This is a genomic window from Isoptericola sp. NPDC019571, from assembly GCF_044389385.1.
Taxonomy (GTDB): domain Bacteria; phylum Actinomycetota; class Actinomycetes; order Actinomycetales; family Cellulomonadaceae; genus Isoptericola; species Isoptericola nanjingensis.
Genome location: NZ_JBIRXZ010000005.1, coordinates 256,754 through 271,548, shown reverse-complemented (window position 1 = coordinate 271,548; position 14,795 = coordinate 256,754). Strand labels below are relative to the sequence as shown.

General features: G+C 74.0%; 13 protein-coding genes. 4 read left to right on the top strand and 9 right to left on the bottom strand.

Going from position 1 to position 14,795, the window contains the following annotated elements:
* Window positions 1-22: 22 nt before the first annotated feature.
* Window positions 23-1,852 (bottom strand): glycoside hydrolase family 3 protein, encoded by a 1,830-nt coding sequence (locus tag ACH443_RS11485; protein ID WP_430590360.1) that lies wholly within the window; start codon window positions 1,850-1,852, stop codon window positions 23-25.
* Window positions 1,853-3,077: 1,225 nt separating this feature from the next.
* Between ACH443_RS11485 and ACH443_RS11480 the strand changes: the two genes are divergently transcribed.
* The 3 genes from ACH443_RS11480 (at window position 3,078) to ACH443_RS11470 (ending at window position 6,406) form a co-directional block, all read left to right on the top strand.
* Window positions 3,078-3,635, top strand: a complete 558-nt coding sequence (locus tag ACH443_RS11480) for a methylated-DNA--[protein]-cysteine S-methyltransferase (RefSeq protein WP_430590359.1) — start codon at window positions 3,078-3,080, stop codon at window positions 3,633-3,635.
* Window positions 3,636-3,953: 318 nt separating this feature from the next.
* Window positions 3,954-5,114, top strand: a complete 1,161-nt coding sequence (locus ACH443_RS11475) for a tyrosine-type recombinase/integrase (RefSeq protein ID WP_430590358.1) — start codon at window positions 3,954-3,956, stop codon at window positions 5,112-5,114.
* 14 nt (window positions 5,115-5,128) lie between these two features.
* The gene (locus ACH443_RS11470; protein ID WP_429763515.1) at window positions 5,129-6,406 is read left to right on the top strand and encodes a phospholipase D-like domain-containing protein; all 1,278 of its coding nucleotides are present in this window, start codon (window positions 5,129-5,131) and stop codon (window positions 6,404-6,406) included.
* Between the two features lie 37 nt (window positions 6,407-6,443).
* Here ACH443_RS11470 and ACH443_RS11465 read toward each other — a convergent pair whose 3' ends face one another.
* The 8 genes from ACH443_RS11465 to ACH443_RS11430 form a co-directional block, all read right to left on the bottom strand.
* Window positions 6,444-7,031, bottom strand: a complete 588-nt coding sequence (locus ACH443_RS11465; protein WP_429763516.1) for a MerR family transcriptional regulator — start codon at window positions 7,029-7,031, stop codon at window positions 6,444-6,446.
* Window positions 7,032-7,245: 214 nt separating this feature from the next.
* On the bottom strand, window positions 7,246-7,779 hold the full coding sequence (locus ACH443_RS11460; RefSeq protein ID WP_429763792.1) for a bifunctional nuclease family protein: 534 nt from the start codon (window positions 7,777-7,779) through the stop codon (window positions 7,246-7,248).
* Window positions 7,780-7,896: 117 nt separating this feature from the next.
* Window positions 7,897-8,640, bottom strand: a complete 744-nt coding sequence (locus ACH443_RS11455) for a MerR family transcriptional regulator (RefSeq protein ID WP_429763517.1) — start codon at window positions 8,638-8,640, stop codon at window positions 7,897-7,899.
* The gene (locus tag ACH443_RS11450; RefSeq protein WP_430556788.1) at window positions 8,637-9,113 is read right to left on the bottom strand and encodes an FHA domain-containing protein; all 477 of its coding nucleotides are present in this window, start codon (window positions 9,111-9,113) and stop codon (window positions 8,637-8,639) included. Before ACH443_RS11450 ends, ACH443_RS11455 begins: the two co-directional genes overlap by 4 nt.
* Window positions 9,114-9,298: 185 nt before the next feature.
* Window positions 9,299-10,672, bottom strand: coding sequence for a DUF881 domain-containing protein (locus ACH443_RS11445; protein WP_430590357.1), 1,374 nt, complete (start codon window positions 10,670-10,672; stop codon window positions 9,299-9,301).
* A gap of 7 nt (window positions 10,673-10,679) precedes the next feature.
* Entirely contained in the window at window positions 10,680-11,012 is a 333-nt protein-coding gene (locus tag ACH443_RS11440; protein WP_079575212.1) for a small basic family protein, read from the bottom strand.
* On the bottom strand, window positions 11,009-11,989 hold the full coding sequence (locus tag ACH443_RS11435) for a DUF881 domain-containing protein (protein ID WP_429763520.1): 981 nt from the start codon (window positions 11,987-11,989) through the stop codon (window positions 11,009-11,011). Before ACH443_RS11435 ends, ACH443_RS11440 begins: the two co-directional genes overlap by 4 nt.
* Window positions 11,986-12,597, bottom strand: coding sequence for a CDP-alcohol phosphatidyltransferase family protein (locus ACH443_RS11430; RefSeq protein WP_429763521.1), 612 nt, complete (start codon window positions 12,595-12,597; stop codon window positions 11,986-11,988). The genes ACH443_RS11435 and ACH443_RS11430 overlap by 4 nt, the downstream gene beginning before the upstream one ends.
* Window positions 12,598-12,832: 235 nt before the next feature.
* On the opposite strand from ACH443_RS11430, the gene ACH443_RS11425 reads away from it, so the two are divergent.
* Window positions 12,833-14,719 carry a DEAD/DEAH box helicase gene (locus ACH443_RS11425; RefSeq protein WP_429763522.1) on the top strand — a complete coding sequence of 629 codons (1,887 nt, stop codon included), beginning with the start codon at window positions 12,833-12,835 and terminating at the stop codon, window positions 14,717-14,719.
* Window positions 14,720-14,795: the final 76 nt, after the last annotated feature.

Below are 14,795 nucleotides of genomic sequence, written 5' to 3'. Positions count from 1 at the left end.
CGACCGGCGGGCGCTCCCCACCTCAGCGTCCCGGCTTGCCCGACCCTGGTACGTGCGGCCATCCCGGGTACCGGTGCCCGAACCGGAGCGGCAGCAGCACCTCGTCGCCGTCCGCCGTCGGCACCGCCACCGGCAGCTTGCCCAGCGTGTTGATGTCGCCCGCGATCGCGCGGACGACCGCCGCGTAGTTGACCACGCCGTACCCGTAGCTGTTCAGCACCGCGTCGGCCGTCGGGAAGACGTTGACGTCGTACGGGTTGCGCGCCGCGACCACGACCACCGGCGTGCCCGTCGCCGCCAGCGCGTCCACCATCGCCTGCTGCGCCGTGTTGCCGCTCGCGTTGTACGACGTGAACACGACCGCGTCGACGCCCGCTGCGGCCGCCACGGCCCGCGCCCGGTAGGCAGCGGACGGCGAGGTGCCGTTCTCGAGCTCCGTCGTGACGTCGAACCCGCGGTCGGCGAGCATCGGCGCGAGCCGCTCCGGCCACGCCGCGCCGGCACCCACCACCAGCAGCGAGTCCTCGCCCGGGCGGAGCGGCAGCGGGCGGTCCTCGTTGCGCACCATGGTGATGGACCGGTCCGCGATGGTCGCGGCCGTGGCCAGGTGGTCCGCGGACCCCACGACCGTCCCGACCTCGGCCGGGTCGGCGTACGCGTCGGCGAGGATGCCGCGCTCCGCCTTCCACTCGAGGATGCGGGTGACGGACTCGTCGAGCCGTGCCTCCGTGATCGTCCCGTCCGCGACGGCCTGCTTCACCCCGGCGACCGACGCGTCGACGTCGGGGGAGTTGAGCAGGATGTCGGAGCCGGCCTGGATCGCCATGACCGACATCTCCTCCTGGGACCAGTTGTCGGTCATGGCCTCCATGTCGAGCGCGTCGGTCGTGATGATGCCGTCGAAGCCCATCTCCTCCCGCAGCAGGCCGGTGAGCACCTTGGGGGAGAGAGTGCCGGGCAGGTCGGGGTCGATCGCGTCGACGACGATGTGCGCCGTCATGATCATGTCGATCCCCGCGTCGATCGCGGCCTGGAACGGCTGCAGGTGCTTCTTCAGGGTGGCGCGGTCGTAGCTGACCTCGGGCAGGCCGTAGTGCGAGTCCGTCTCGGTGTCGCCGTGGCCGGGGAAGTGTTTCGCGGTGGCCGCGATGTGCCGCTGGATCCCCTCGATCTGCGCGACGCCGAGCTTGCTCACGGCGTCGGGGTCCGCGCCCATCGAGCGGATCCCGATGACCGGGTTGTCCGGGTTGGTGTTGAGGTCGAGCACCGGCGCGAAGTCGACGTTGACACCCATCGCCTTCAGCTCGGACCCGAGGACGTCGCCCTGCGCCCGGGCGAGCCCGGCGTCGAAGGTGGCGCCGAGGGCCATGTTGCCGGGCAGCGCCGTGGCCGGCGGCCCGACGCGGGCCACAAGCCCGCCCTCCTGGTCGATCGTGACGGCCAGCGGGACACCGGGTCCGCCGTCGTCCATTGCGGCCTCCTGGAGCCCGTTCGACAGGCCGTTGACCTGCTGCGGGTTGGCCGTGTTGCCCGACCAGGCGAAGTAGAGCACGCCGCCGAGGTCGTACTTCTGGACGACCTGCGCCGGCGTGTCCACGCCGTAGCGGGCCCGGTTGCTCGCCGCCATCGAGGTGTCGTGGGCGGACGAGCCGTAGACGTGGGTCCACGTCATCTGGCCGATCTTCTGGTCGAGCGTCATCGCGTCGACCATCGCGCCGACGTCGACGCTCGACGTGCCCGCCGGTGTGTCGGTCGTGTCCGCCTGGGCGGGGGCCATGACGGCGAGCAGCAGGCCCGCGCCCGCGACCGCCGCCGTGGCGCGCACCAGGCGCCGTTCTTGTGGATCCTTCACGAGGTCCTCCTCGGTGGGGACGGCGCGACGGTGCGGGACCGCTGGACGTCGTTGTCCAGGTGCGCCTGTCCTGGACGCTAGGACCGGCCCCGGTCTGCGTCAAGAGTTACCGCGGTCTGCTCTGCGCGGTGAAGGAATTTTCACACGAACACACACCGATCTGCAGGCGGAGCCGACGGCCGCACGGCAGGGGAGAGGCCCTGCGACGACGCCTCGTGGGGGAGTCACTCCTGGGGGCCGACGCGGTTGTCGCACGCGGGTCAGGGGCGCGATGAGAGCCGGGCATCAGGCACCGACGAGGGGCGTGGCCGCCATGGGGATCGGCGGTGGTTTGGGTACCGAGCGGCCTGACGACCAGCCTCGCGACATTGCCGCCGACGACGGCGGCAGCTGGAGCGTCACGGTGACCGTCCCGCAACGAAGCTCATCGGGCCGGCGGCGATCCGCGTCGAACCCGCGCAGGACTCAGTCGCCGAACAGTCGCAAGGTCGGACAGCGGCCGGCGTCCCGACGCCCATATCGCGGTCGAGGTGCCGCCGACCCGGGCCGGTTTCTGGGGATCGAGCGGGGTCCGTAGGCCCCGATGCAGTTAACCGATAATGCACATTATGTCATTACGCGAGAAGAAGCCGCCCGGACCCCCTCCCTCGCGGCGGCGGGACGAGGCTCGCATGACACCCGTCACCGCAGGTCTGCGTGCGGTCCACCACCGCTGCACGAGCAGCTCGCGCCACGGGTGCACGCAGGGCGCGCGGCGACGACCGCGATGACGACATCGCCGCGATGCACGGCGCGGGTCCGGCGGCTCGCCGGCATGGACGACGTCGCACGCCGACATCGACGACGTCGTCGGCGCGTACAGATTCTTCCTGACGTGTCCGTCCGAATCGTTCGTCCGGCGCGTCCGATACGCACCGGCGACGCCGTACGAGATCCCCTCGTCCTCGAACGCTCTCCGATCCCCCGGGCGGCGGCGCGCCGCGGCGTCGAGACGGTGCGCCGCACCGACCTTGTGCGCTCGGGGCTCACGACGACCGGACGGCAAGGCTCTCGCCATCCATCATGGTGCGCGGTAGGATGATTCGGACATACACCTCAAACCATTGTGTATGACACAACACAGTGGTCTCGCGCGGATCACGGCATCGGCTGGCCGCACCCCCGCAGGATCGCCCTCCCGCTCCCCGCCGGTGTCGTGTCGGACGGCGTGACTACGGTGAGCGACATGGCCACTCCCCCCGGCGGGCTCGCCTTCTGCGTCTTCCCCACCGCGATCGGGTACTGCGCCCTCGTGTGGCGCGCGCCGGGCACCGTCGTGGGCACCGCACTCCCCCACGGCTCGGCGCAGAACACCCGCGCCGCCGTCACGCGGTGGTACCCGGCCGCCCGCGAGAGCGACCCGGACCCCGCGATCGCCGGCGTCGTGGCCGAGGTCGCCTGCCTGCTCGGGACGGGCGCCGGCGACCTGACCGACGTCGACCTCGACCTCGCAGCCGTCCCGGACTTCGACCGCCGCGTGTACGAGGTGGTGCGCACCATCCCGGCAGGCGACACCCTCACCTACGGCGAGGTGGCGGCACGGCTCGGCGCCCCCGGCGCGGCGCAGGCGGTCGGTCAGGCCCTCGGGCGCAACCCGTTCCCGCCGATCGTGCCGTGCCACCGCGTGCTCGCCGCGGGCCGCCAGGTCGGCGGGTTCTCCGCGCGCGGTGGGCGGCGCACCAAGCTGCGCATGCTCGAGGCCGAGGGGGTGCACCTCGAGCACCCCACCCTCTTCGACGTCTGAGCCCGCCGCTCCCCCGCGACGCCCAGGAGAGCCGGCTGGGCCCGTGGTACACACTCGTCGCGGCCGGGCCGCTCCGGTCAGCACGACGCCGAGTGGAGGACTGGGTCACCGCCGCCCGGTCCGCCGGGCTGCCGATCGAGCCGGTGGTCGTGCCCGACGACCTCGTGCCCGCCTCCTACGCCACCCGGTACGTCATCGCGCGCCAGGACCAGCACGTCGCCTGGCGCGGCGACGTCCTGCCCGGCGACCCCACGGCGCTCGCGGCCCTGCTCGGCGCCGTGCACCGGTCGTGTCGGTGCGCCCGCCTAGCCTGGTCCCGTGGTCGCCCCTCCCCGTCTGAACCGCCTCACGGTGGCCGCGGCCGCCGACCGTTACCTCGCGTCGGTGCAGGTGGAGAGCGTGCGCGGGGTCCTCTCGCCCGCCACGGCACGCAGCTACGAGCGCGACGTGCGCGAGTTCGCCGCCCTGGTCGGCGACGACCGCGTGCTCGACGACGTGACCGGCGAGGACGTCGACGACGCGCTCGTGCGCTACCAGGCCAGCCCCGACGGCCGGTACAGCGACCCGGGCCGTAAGGGTGCCCCCGGACGTTCGGTCGCCACGGTCAACCGGTTCCGGCAGTCGGTGAGCCGCTTCTTCGCGCATGCGGCCCGGCAGTGTTGGGTCCAGGCGGACCCGATGCAGTGGGCGGCGCCGCCCGCCCGCTCCCGCGACCGCCTGCGGGTGGAACGGACGGCGCTGTCGGCGTCGGCGGCGGGCGCCCTGCTGCAGGCGTCAGCGGTGCCCGACCGGCCCGCGACCGCGGCAGGGACCGGGACGCGCGCCGCGCGGTCGGACCAGGCGCTGGCGCTGCGCGACCGCCTGGTCGTCGCGCTGCTCCTCGTGCTCGGCCCGCGGGTGTCGGAGCTGGCCCGCGCGGACGTCGCGGACTTCACGCGCGAGCCCGAGGAGACGCGGTGGCGGATCGTCGGCAAGGGCGGGTCGATCCGGACGGTCGCGCTCTCCGCGCCCCTGGCCGCGGCGCTCGAGGAGTACCTGCACGAGCTGCGGCCCCGGCTCGCGGCCCGACGGGCCGACGACCCGGACGCGCAGCGCGCCCTGCTGCTGACCTGGCGCGGCCGTCGCGTCGACACGCAGACGGTGCGGGCCCTGCTCGCGCGCGCCGTCGAGCGGATGCCCGCCCCCTACCGCCGGCCCGCGACGCCGCACGCGCTGCGGCACACCACGGCCACCCTCCTGGTGGCCGAGGGCTGGGACGTCAAGGTCGTCGCGGAGCTGCTCGGGCACCGGTCCATCGCCACCACCGGCGTGTACCTCGACCGGATCGAGGGCGAGCTTGCCGCGGCCATCCGATCGCACCCGCTCTCGGCCGGCCTCGCCGCACCCGCGTCGACCGCGGCAGAGGCACCGACCGCCGCGGCGGCGGGTGACATCACCGACGTACCCGACAGTTCGGCGCGCGGCGCCGACGCCCCGTGACTACGGTGAGCCTCGTGCCGCCTCGCTTCCGCCGCCTCCGCAAGCCCGTCCGCGTCCAGATCGACTGGCCTGCCCTGCGCCGGTACGCGACCCGCGGCGCGGTGCTCGCCGCGGCGGTCCCGGTGGCGGCCGCGGCCACGGTGATGGGGCTGGAGCGGTTCCGCCGCCACCAGTACCCGCTCGACGAGCCGTTCCCCACGGCCCCGCCGTCGTCGACCGAGATCGAGGACACCAGCGCGACGCTCTACACGTACGGCGCGGACCTCTACGACGCGATGCTCGAGGCGATCCGCGGCGCGCAGCGGGAGATCTTCCTGGAGACGTACATCTGGAAGGACGACGAGGTCGGCCGCCAGTTCAAGCAGGCTCTGGTGGAGGCGGCGGCCCGCGGCGTCGCGGTCTACGTCGTCTACGACGGCTTCGCGAACCTCGTGATCTCCCGGCGCTTCTACGACCTGCCCGGCGTGCACGTGCTGCGCTTCCCCGCGATGCGGCCCGGGCTGCTGATGCTCGACGTGCGGCGCTCGGGCCGCGACCACCGCAAGATCCTCGTCGTCGACGACGAGACCGCGTTCGTCGGCGGGTACAACATCGGCTCCCTCTACGCGACGCAGTGGCGCGACACGCACCTGCGCCTCACGGGCCCGTCGGCGTGGGAGCTGCGGAACGCGTTCGTCGACTTCTGGAACCGGTGGCGCGGGCCGCGCCTGCCGGTCCTGCAGGACGTCGGTTCCTCGCTGTGGCTGCCCGAGCTGCGGGCGGCGCGCAACGCGCCCTCGGAGCTCGTCTTCCCCATCCGGGGCATCTACCTCGACGCGATCGACCGCGCCTGCTCGCACGTGTACATCACCCAGGCGTACTTCATCCCCGACGAGGACATCCAGGCGGGGCTGCTCGCGGCCGCGGCGCGCGGGGTCGACGTGCGCGTCCTCGTGCCGGAACGGTCGAACCACGTGGTGGCCGACTGGCTCGCCCGCGGCCACTACTCGACGCTGCTGCGCGGCGGCGTGCGGATCCTCCTCTACCAGGGGGCGATGATCCACGCGAAGACCGCGACGATCGACGGGCGCTGGACCACGGTCGGCACCGCGAACATCGACCGGCTGAGCCTCACGGGCAACTACGAGATCAACCTCGAGGTCGTGGACGACGGTCTCGCGGGGCAGCTCGAGGACGCGTTCCGTATGGACCAGTCGAACTCGCGGGAGCTGACCCTCGCGGAGTGGCAGCGCCGGCACCCGCTCTCGAAGGTCGCCGAGCGGCTCATGTCACCGCTGCGCCCCTTCCTCTGATCCCGCTGAGGGGGGCGGCTGGCGGACGCTGACGCTGTCAGCCCGCGGTGCGTGCGCGGCGCCGGGCGGCGAGCTCGTCGCCCTCGTGCGCGGCGGGCTCCTCGTCCTCGAGGGACTCGGTCGGCATCTCGGACAGGGTGCCCTCGATGTCGCGCCACACGCGGCCCACGGCGATGCCGAACACGCCCTGGCCGCCCTGGACGAGGTCCACGACCTCGTCGGGCGACGTGCACTCGTAGACGGACGCGCCGTCGCTCATGAGCGTGATCTGCGCCAGGTCCTCGACGCCGCGCTCGCGCAGGTGCGTGACAGCGCTGCGGATCTGGTGCAGCGAGACCCCGGTGTCGAGGAGTCGCTTGACCACCTTGAGCACGAGGATGTCGCGGAAGCTGTACAGGCGGTGCGTGCCCGAGCCGGTCGCAGGCCGGATGGACGGCTCCACGAGCCCGGTGCGGGCCCAGTAGTCGAGCTGGCGGTAGGTGATCCCGGCGACCCGGCACGCCGTGGTGCCGCGGTACCCGGTGGCGGCGTCCTGCTCCGTGAGGTCCTCGCCGAAGAGGAGCCCCTGGGCGCCGTGCGGCACCGAAGCACCCGTGGGGACGCTTGCCTCACCGCTGCTGTTCACTGTGCCTCCTGGTGTTCGACTCCACGCTAGGACGCCCCTGGGGGGTCGTCAACGACGTCGGCGCCGAGCGGGACCGCGTGTCGCGCTGCCGTGCCCCCGCGCCGGGGCCTGCGCCCGTCCCTCAACTGTCGATCACGACTTGAGGGTTCGGCTCCTACGGTAACCGAGTCCGACCGTCAACCGGAGGTCGAGGGTCGGTCCGGGCGTGGCGACGTCAGGGGGGCGCGTCGTCAGGCCGTTCCCCACCGTTCGGTGGGGTGCCCGGCTCGTGCGGTCCCCCGGGCGCCGTGAAGTCCGCCGCGGTCGCGTGGTCCAGGAAGTCGCGGAACTTCTCCACCTCGCGCTGCTGCTCGACGTCCACCACCTCGACGCCGGCGACGGCGACCACCTCGGCGGAGCAGAGCACCGGGCTCCCCGTCCGCACCGCCAGGGCGATGGCGTCCGACGCGCGCGAGTCGAGGCGGGTGCCGTTCGACAGGACGAGCTCGGCGAAGAACACCCCGCCGTCGAGCGCGACGATCTCGACCCGCTCGAGCTCGACGCCCACCGCGCCGAGGAGGTCCCGCAGCAGGTCGTGCGTCATCGGGCGCGGGGTCACGAGCCCGGCCTGCGCCATCGCGATGGCCGACGCCTCGCGCGCCCCGATGACGATGGGGACGGCGAGGTTCGCGGCGGCGTCCAGGAGCAGCACGACGATCTCCTGGTCGTGCTGCTGCTGCCGCACCCCGAGGACCTCCACCGGGACCATCGGGGCGTCGCTCGCGTCGTCGGGTTCCACCGATCCACGGTACGTCCGCACGGTGCCGCACGTCGCCCGGGGGCGAGCCGGATCGCGACGGCGCAGCCCGCGACCGCGACGGGCCGGTCAGACGAGGTCGCTCGACCCCTGGCGCACCCATGTCGAGTGCAGGCGGGCGAGCAGCTCGCCCACCTCGGCCGCCAGCTCCGCACCCTGGGCGCGTGCGGACGGGGTCTGCTGGCTGCGGTAGGGCGCCACCAGCTGGTCGACCAGGCCCACGTGCCGGTCCGCCGACGCGCGCAACGACCGCAGGTGCCGCGGCTCGATGCCGTGCTCCGCGAGCCGGGCCGCGATCCGCACCACGTCGGGGGCGCCGTCGTCCAGCCGGCTGCCGGCCCGGGCCTGCAGCACGCCCGCGGACACCAGCTCCTGCACGAAACGGGGCGTCGTGCCGGTCGCCTCGGCGACGGACTCCACCGTCCACCGCCGCCGGGCGACCTCTGTCGCGGCACCCGCGTCGGCGAGCCGGGGGGCCGGGCCGGGCGCGGGCTCCCCCGCGTCCATCTCGGCGAGACGCTCCTTGATGACCTTCAGCGGCAGGTACGAGTCCCGCTGCTCCGTCAGCACGAACCGCAGGCGCTCGACGTCGGCGGGGCTGTACTGCCGGTAGCCCGACGGGGTGCGCACCGGGTCGATCAGTCCCTGGTCCTCGAGGAACCGCAGCTTGGAGTGCGAGACGGACGGGAACTCCGGGCCCAGCTGGGCGAGCACGTCGGAGATCCGCATCGTCGCCTGGCGCGAGATCCCCCGCGGCCAGGGTTCCGGCGCACCGCCGGGCTCCTCGCCCTGCGCGGCCTGCGCCGCCGTCACGACGCGGGCGCCTGCGGGTCCCGCGGCGCCTGCGGGCTGGCGTGGAACGACATGCGGAACTTGCCGATCTGCACCTCGTCGCCCGTGGTCAGCGGCGCCGCGTCGATGCGCTCCCGGTTGACGTACGTGCCGTTGAGCGAGCCGATGTCCCGGACGACGAAGCGGTCGCCCTCGCGGGCGAACTCCGCGTGCTTGCGCGACACCGTCACGTCGTCGAGGAAGATGTCGGCCTGCTCGCTGCGGCCGGCGACCGCGCGGTCGGAGTCCAGCAGGAAACGCTCCCCGACCGCTCCGGAGCCGTACTGCACCACCAGGAGCGCCGAGTGCCGCGGCAGTGCCGCGACGGCGGCGGCCTCCTCGGCGGTGAGCGGGATCCGGAACGCCTGCTCCTCCGCGGGCGCGCCCACGCGCCCCAGGTGCGCGGTGGTGTCCGCGGCCGCTTGGTGCGGCGGAAGAGAGCGGGGGTCCGTCATCAGTCCTCCTGTGAGGTCGGGCCGGTGGGTCGGGCGACGCTGCCGGCCGGCCCGAAGACCGGTGCCCCCGGAAGGCCGACTGTGCGTCCGACGTGCGCCGTCGTCCGACAAACCTACCCCGACCGGGGCACGGGCGGGAAGCCCGCCCACCTCCGGAGGGCACGCCCGACCGCACGTCGGACTCGTCAGCCGCGCTCGCGCTCCGGCTGGGCGTACTCGGGCTCCTGCGGCGGCGTGACCGCCGTGATCTTCACCGCGTCCTCGCGGGCCGTCGACGCCTCGGCGCCCGCCGTGCGCACCGTCGCGAGCGCGCCGCCCGGGATCTCCAGCGCGCGGTCCATCGTCTCGGGGTCGCCGATGACGGTCCACTCGTACGGGGAGGACAGGGACGTCCCGTCGACGACGATCGCGTTCCCCTCGTCCTCGAACCAGGTGGACGTGACGAGCCGCACCCCGTTGAGCTCGACGACCTCCGCACCCGCGTTGCGCAGCTCCTCCAGCACGTTGAACATCTGTGACGCCTTCAGCGCGGCGCCCGGGTCCTGGATCGTGACCCGCACGCCCGGGCCCTGCGCCGGCAGCCGTCCCGACAGGATGCCCTCGGACTCCGCACGCTGCTCCGCCAGCTCGAGGGCCGACCGCGCCTGCCCGGAGCCGGACTCCAGCTCGTCGCGCGTCGCCTCCAGCCCCGAGACCTCGTCACCGAGCTGCTGCGCCCGGTCCGTGACCTCGTCGAGCAGGCGCACCAGGTCCTCCTGCCGGGCCGACGACAGCTGGTCCGACGCCGACTGCTGCACCTGCACGACCAGCGCGAACCCCAGCGCGGCGCACAGCACGCCCGCCAGCACCTGGGACCGGCTCGCCCGGGGGCGCAGCGCCGCCCCGAGCCGGCGCCAGCCGCTCGGTGCGGGGTCCGCGGTCCCGTCGGTCCCGTCGGCCGTGGGCTCGGTCGCCGGCTCGCTCGTCGGAGTCCCGGTCAGGGGCCTCGCACCAGCCGGCGCCTCGGTGCCCCCGGCCGGGCTCTCGTCGGCGGGGTCCGCGCTCTCCGGCTCATGGTGCCCCTGCTCGTCGTGCCCCGGTCCGACGTCCGTCACGGCCGGAGTCTCGATCACGGCCGGAGTCTCGATCGGGGGCGGCGGCGCCCCGTCGGTCTCGTCGTCCGTGCCGTCGTCCGCAGGCGGCACGGACGCGTCGACGAGCGGCGCGGCGCTGGTCACCGGTTCCTCGTCGTCCGCAGGCTCGGCACCGAGGGCAGCGCCCTCCGCAGAGGTGTCGGCCTGCGTGGAGGGGACGTCGACCGGTGCCTCGTCGGAAGGGACGGCAAGGGGCGCGGCCTCCTCCGGGAGATCCGCTTCCTCCGCGACGTCGGACTGCTCGTCCTCCGCGCCGGGGGTCTCGCGGGCGTCGCGGTCCTGGGAGGGCCCGGCGCTCGGGGCGGTGCCCGCGCCGTCGTCGATGCCACCATCCGTGGCGCCCGACGACGGGGTCCCGGCGGTGGCGTCGTCGTCGGTGCCGGCGACGTCGGGGGTGTCGGGGCGGTCGCCCTTCGGGTCGCTCATCCGCCGCTCACGCCTTGAACAGGTGGCGGCGGATGGCCGCCGCATTCGAGAAGATCCGGATGCCCAGCACCACCACGACCGCGGTCGACAGCTGCGCACCCACGCCCAGCTGGTCGCCCAGGAACACGATGAACGCCGCCACGACCACGTTCGACAGGAACGACACCAGGAACACCTTGTCGTCGAACAGGCCGTCGAGCTTGGCGCGGAGGCCCCCGAACAAGGCGTCCAGCGCGGCCACGACCGCGATCGGAAGATAGGGCTGCAACGCCACCGGCACGGTCGGCTGCAGCACCAGCCCGGCGATCACGCCGATCACGAGCCCGATCGCGGCGATCATGAGCGTTCCTCCTCGGTGTCGGACGACGACGTCCTCTGCGACGTCCCCGGCGATGTGCTCTCACGTGTGCTCTGCGGTGCCCCCTGGGCGTCGTCGCCCGGCTGCGAGGACTCCCCCGCACCCGACGGCGACGCGTACCGCAGGGTCTGGTTCCCCACGCCCGGCAGCGACAGGTCGCTCTGCGGGGTCACGCTCGACTGGATCCCGTAGCGCGACCCCAGCAGCTGCAGGTACGCCGGGGCGCCGGAGCGAGCGTACGCGGTCTGCATGTCGTCAGGGTCACCGATCGCCCGGATCGTGTAGGTCGGCCCCGGGAGCGGCACGAGGTCCACCAGGATGGCGTCACCGGCGTTGCGGATCGCGGACAGCGACGTCAGCCGCTGGTCGTCCACCGAGATCGCCTCCGCGCCTGCAGCCCACAGGGCGTTCACCACGGTCTGCACGTCCGCGTCCCGCACCCGGGCGCTCGCGTCGGGGTCGGACTCGGACTGCGCGGCGTCACCGTCGGACAGGGAGACCACCAGGCCCGGACCGCTGACCGCCGCCGACCCGCTCACCACGCCGTCGCGCTGGAGCGTCTGCAGGAGGCCCGGGTCCTCGCTGGCGAGAGCGGTGTGCTGCAACGCCTCGATCTCGTCGCTCAGCGCCACCGACCGGGCCTGCAGCGCGTCCACCTCGTCGCGCCGGTCCACGATCTGCGTCTCCAGCACCTCGCGCGCCGCCGCCACCTCGGCCTGGGGCGCTCGCAGCTGGCGCGCCGCGGACACGGTCAGCAGACCCAGCAGGGCGGCCAGCAGCAGCAGGAGCACGACGGAGAGCCCCCGCCGTCCCGTCGGGCGCCCGGCCCGCGCCGCCTCCGCGCGCCGCTCGGCCTCCTCCGCGTACCCCGGGTCGAGAGGCTTCTCCATCACCTCGACCAGCAGGGTCATCGACTCGTCCGGGCGACGGCGCCCCGGCGCGCGCACCGGCGCCGTCACGCCTCGCCCCCCGAGCCCTCGACGTCGGGCCCGGCGCTCGCGGCCACCAGCAGCTCGCGCGCCTGCCGCAGGTACTGCACGCCCGCCACCCAGTACAGGCCGACGCCCCACCACGTGAACGCCCAGCCCACGACGTGCGCCGCCGCGCCGACCCCACCCGGCACCGTCGCCAGGAGGAGCAGCGGGAACGCGTACAGGAGCGCGAACGTCCCGGCCTTGCCCACGAAGCTCACCGGCAGCGGCCCGTACCCGTGCCGCGCGAGCACCGGCAGCAGGCACGCGAGCATCACGTCCCGGGCCACGATCACCACGAGGATCCACAGCGGGATCACGTCCCGCCAGGTCAGGCCGATCAGGGTGACGAAGATGAAGAGGCGGTCCGCCGCCGGGTCGAGCATCTGCCCCAGCCGCGTCACCTGGTGCAGCCGCCGCGCCAGCACGCCGTCCAGCCAGTCCGTGAAGCCGGAGAAGGCCAGGACCGCGAGGGCCCACACGTCCTCGCCCACCACGATCAGCACCGCGAACACCGGCACCAGGGCCAGGCGCAGCAAGCTCACCAGGTTCGGGATCGTGAAGACCCGGCTGCTGATCTCCTGGCCCTCCTGCACGGGGCACATCCTACGCACGAGCCCTGCGCCCAGTGGCCGAACTCACCGGCACCCGCCGGACGACCACCGGCCCCGGCCGGTAGACTGGGACCACCTTCGGAGTTCGTCGTGCCTCCCGCGTGTTCGTTGTGCCCCGCTCAGAGCGGGGCTGGTGTGTGTCCGGGACCGAGCGACCGTGCCGCCTCCTCGGCGGTACAGGACTCCTCCCCCACCACCCACAGAACGGTGACCCCTCTTGAGCACCCCTGACTCCACCCTGCCCACCGAGCCCACCTCCGGGCAGACCACCGGGCAGGACCCCACGTTCGCCGACCTCGGCCTCCCCGCACCGCTGCAGGCCGCCGTCGACGACCTCGGGTTCACGACGCCGTCGCCCATCCAGGCGCGCGCCATCCCCGAGCTCCTCGCCGGCCGCGACATCACCGGCGTCGCCCAGACCGGCACCGGCAAGACCGCCGCCTTCGGCATCCCGCTGCTCGCCGCACTCGACCCGCAGGCCTCCGTCGCCGGCGGGCACGTGCAGGCCCTCGTCCTCGCCCCCACCCGCGAGCTCGCGCTCCAGGTCGCCGAGGCCGTCGAGTCGTTCGCCACCCACCTGCCCGGGGTGCGCGTCACCTCCGTGTACGGCGGCTCCCCCTACCAGCCGCAGCAGCGCGCCCTGCGCGACGGCGTGCACGTCGTCGTCGGCACCCCCGGCCGCGTCATGGACCACCTCGAGCGGGGCACCCTCTCCCTCGACGGGGTCAAGTTCCTCGTCCTCGACGAGGCCGACGAGATGCTCCGCATGGGCTTCGCCGAGGACGTCGAGACGATCTTCGGCCAGGCGCCCGCGAAGCGACAGGTCGCCCTGTTCTCCGCGACCATGCCTCCCGCGATCCGCGCCGTCGCCGAGACCCACCTCACCGACCCCGTCGCGATCGCCGTCTCCCGTCAGTCCTCCACCGTGTCGACCGTCGAGCAGACCTACGCCGTCGTGCCCTTCCGGCACAAGATCGGCTCCCTCGTCCGGGTGCTCGCCACCTCCGACGCCGACGCCACCATCGTCTTCACCCGCACCCGCAAGGACGCCGAGGAGGTCGGCGCCGCCCTCGTGGAGCGCGGCACCTCCGCCGCCACCATCTCCGGCGACGTCGCCCAGAAGGAGCGCGAGAAGATCGTCGAGCGCCTCAAGTCCGGCGCCCTCGACGTGCTCGTCGCCACCGACGTCGCCGCCCGCGGCCTCGACGTCGACCGCATCGGCCTCGTCGTCAACTTCGACATCCCCCGCGAGCCCGAGGCCTACGTGCACCGCATCGGGCGCACCGGCCGCGCCGGGCGCACCGGGCGCGCCCTGTCGTTCGTCACGCCCCATGAGCGCGGCAAGCTCAAGCACATCGAGCGGACCATCCGCACGACGCTCGCCGAGGTCGAGATCCCCTCGCCCCGCGACGTCTCGGAGCACCGCGCCCGTCGCCTCCTCGACGCCGTCGGCACGCGCATCGAGGCCGGCCGCCTCGACCTGTACACCCGGATGCTCCAGGAGCGCGCCGGCTCCGCGTCCGACGCCGCGGACGCCGAGGGCACGCCGGCCCCCGTCGAGGGTGGCGACGACGCCCTGCAGGTCGCGGCCGCCCTCCTGGCGCTCGCGGTCGGGGACGACGGCCCCCAGCAGCGCGCAGCCCAGGAGGAGCACGAGCGCGAGCGGGCCGAGGCCAAGGGCGGGCGCACCCGCGAGACGCACCGCGCCGAGCGGACCGAGCGCGACGGCGACCGCACCGGCCGCCACCCCCGCTCGGACCGCGACCGGGACGACCGCGGCCGCGGCATCCGCCGTCCTGCCGCCGGCACGCGCTACCGCATCTCCGTCGGCCACACGCACGGCGCGCAGCCGCGCGGCATCGTCGGGGCGCTCACGCACGAGGGCGGCCTGTCGGGCAGCGACATCGGCAAGATCGACATCTTCGGCAACTTCTCGCTGGTCGACATCACGCGGCCGCTCGACGACGCCGACATGAACCGGATCGGCCGCGCCCACGTGGCCGGCAAGGCGCTCCGCATCTCCGTCGACAAGGGCGCGCCGGAGCGCCGCGCCCCGCGCACGGAGCGGCCCCGCACCGACCGTCGTCCGGCCCGCACGGCCTGACGCACCGGGCGGCCTGCCCGCGACACGACGAAGCCCCGCGAACCGCACGGCTCGCGGGGCTTCGTCGTGTCGCGGC